This window comes from Algoriphagus sp. (assembly GCF_024642405.1).
Taxonomy (GTDB): Bacteria; Bacteroidota; Bacteroidia; order Cytophagales; family Cyclobacteriaceae; genus Algoriphagus.
This window is the reverse complement of record NZ_JAHEBC010000433.1, coordinates 1-2,935: the sequence shown is the minus strand read 5'-3', so window position 1 is coordinate 2,935 and position 2,935 is coordinate 1. Positions and strand designations below refer to the sequence as shown.

2 protein-coding genes are annotated in these 2,935 nt (G+C 38.5%); both read left to right on the top strand.

The genetic code is table 11. The features are described from left to right. The first annotated feature begins 334 nt into the window (after positions 1-334). Positions 335-1,630: a hypothetical protein gene (locus Q0L68_RS18940; RefSeq protein ID WP_296705815.1), complete on the top strand. Its 1,296-nt coding sequence runs from the start codon at positions 335-337 to the stop codon at positions 1,628-1,630. Positions 1,631-2,376: 746 nt separating this feature from the next. Continuing rightward, positions 2,377-2,935: hypothetical protein (locus Q0L68_RS18935; protein WP_296705814.1), on the top strand; the 559-nt coding region annotated here is incomplete at its 3' end.

Below are 2,935 nucleotides of genomic sequence, written 5' to 3'. Positions count from 1 at the left end.
AGGGGGTATTAGATTTATACTATACTGATGATCTAATAGGATTATGCTACGTAAGAAAATAGAGCCCTAAACTCAAAAAAAAACTCTGGGAGTAGAATGGGATGGATTTATAAAACAGCGTAGACTAGGTGTAGTTTGTAATTATACCTTACTATCAATACAAATTTGTAATTCAAAAAGTGAAGAAAGGGTATAACTATCAGATAAATAACTTTTAGATGAAGTGTGAAAATGTATTTGGTTTAACAAATCTGCTATGAAAAAAGAGGTCACTTTTTTTATTTGCTTAATGCTTTTATCCTGTTTTTCGATAGCTCAAAACTTTCCAAGTGGCATGAATTCAAAGCTTTCGAAGCCTTCGATTTCTAATTCTATTTCTGCATTACCCTCCAAACCCGAAATCCCCTATCTGGAAGAACTCAAACAGATCCGGGATCTGAAGAACTCCTATGATTCCCTCCAAAGGGAGATCAAAGAGTTAAAGGAAGTTTCCGCTGACTCTGTCCAGCGTGACAGCTTATTGCAGGTTGCTAAGGCGAGGACAAAGGTGTTGTTGGAAAATGAGAAAAAGACTTTGGAGGGTTTGATTCAAAATGATGATATTCCCGGAGAGGAAATCAAAAATGCTTCCCAGAATATATTAAACAGGGTAGAGGAATCCCAAGGCAGACTGGATGAGTTGACAGATGTTTCTGATCTAGAATCTTTGGTTGACCAGAACAATGAAAATCTGAAAGCCCTGACCAATGAATGGATCATGCCCAAAATAGAGGAGCAGTTGGCAGGGAAAGTAAGTGGTGAGATAGACATAAGGAATATGGAACTTCCTGATTTTTATGGAAAGAGAGCCTTGGATGAGCTGACCAAAAACGGACTTCCTTCGGAGATGCCTTATGATCAGGCAAAGGCACTGGCTTCCGAGAAAGCTGCACATATCAGCGATGAATTCATCCAGAAATCTGGAAAGGATTTCAGCAAAATCAAAGTGGATTCATTGGGTATTATCAAAACCATTCCTGCCGAATTGGAAAAGAAGCGAAAAGCATTCATCGAACCCAATGAACTCAAAGAGGAGAAGTTTATCCATAGGATTGGTTTAAACCTCTGGTATGATCCCTTGACTTCCTTCGGAGAGGGGCTTTTGTTGGATGCTGGAGTCTTTTATGGATTGACCCATCAGTTTTCACTTCTTGGAGGAATTACCTGGAAGAAACAGTTTGACGAGGAAGAACCTTTGATCCGGGAAGGGTTCGGTTACTATTCAGGAATCCGGTTTGCCAAAGGGAATTGGTTTGCCCAAGGAACAGTCAATAGAAACCAGGTGACAGTCACCAACCCGGCAGGCTATGAATCAAGAGACTATGCCGGAAAAGCCTGGGCTTCCAGTTTGGCCATAGGAAGAACGATTCCCATGGGTAAGGTTATCCGTTCGGTGGTGATCGGTTCCATAGATCCGTTTTTTAATGAGAAATCCAGCCTGTACAAAAGCAGGGTTCAGCTTAAGATAGGCTTTGAAATCGGTTCTTTTAAGTTTCTTAAAAAGGAAATAAAGGAAAAGGCTTCACTGGAATCTGTTACTGATAAAGTTGACTCGAAAGATGGTTTCCTACAGGAGTTTGATTTCAATTAATTTTTTGAAATAGTGATATCCAATCAATCTGCCTAGACAAAACCGAATACTTTTTATCACTGTTTGAGACTCATAAAATATATTCCTGTTCAGTTCTTTTGAATTCCTCAGAAATATAGATCTGTGGCTCTGGGTAACCTGATGCCTCCGGCATAAAGCCGTTTGCTTCGCTTCACTTTTTATTCCTTTTCCTGTTTCCTTGTATCCATTAATTTTGTGTCTGCATCCTATTTAATTTCAAACTTAAAATGCAATTGGTACGGAAGCGGTATATCAATTGGTCAATATTTTTAAGGTATCTGAAATAACCAGGGATAACATCTGAACATTCAGCCAATCCAATGCCAAAAAGTTTTTTGTTCAAAGCAATTGTTTTGGCTTTACTCAAATTTATAGATATGAATACTTTGGAACATACCGAGCATTTTCATGGTTGGCTCAGACCAGTTTGCAAGGAAAAATAATAAGGGGGGCAAAGAGTCCAAGTAAATCTTAGAAGTATAAGATGTGAATCTTTATTATCAGAAAAATAGTTTGAAATCTTTATTCCTGATTATCAGGATTTTGTAGGATTGTGGTTTTTCTAATAGGATTTAATAGAAGCTACTTTTTTTGCAGCTTGTATAATGAAATCATTCCTTCAAATACTTATTAAAATTTTTAGAATATAAGCAATACCCTATACAGGGTATTTTCTCTTCGGGAAAATGAACGTATCATGCAGTTAATTCTTTAATTAACGATTCATGGCGAGAGTATATTTTATCATTGCATTGATTTTTTGTTCCAAGTTCGAAAGCGTAGCACAGGGCAAAGCAAATGCCAATTCCCAAAAATCCAATAAGGTGGAATTACCTATTGACAGTGGGGCCGATATGGAAGATCTGAAATCCTTGTTAGACCAAGAGTTGGAAGATAGGTTGGCCATGCAATTAGAATGGGGGCCTTCTGGGCAGAAGAAAAACCAGGAATTGACATCAAAAAGCAATGCATATTCTACTAGTTCAATTCCTATGCCCAGCCAAGCTGAGTACCAAGCCTTAATTGATATTTATCAATCAACAGGCGGTGCAAACTGGACCAACAAAACAGGTTGGAGTACAGCAGACCCAAATGTAGTCCAGCCGGTCGGAGGGTGGTATGGCGTTGGTGTCGATCCAAATGGACATATTACCAGCATTAACTTAATCCAGAATAACCTAGTAGGGACTCTTCCTGCGAGCATCCAGAATCTGGTAAACCTTGAGTCTTTATGGTTATTTACAAATAATCTTAGTGGGCAGTTGCCAAATGTATTCCATAAAT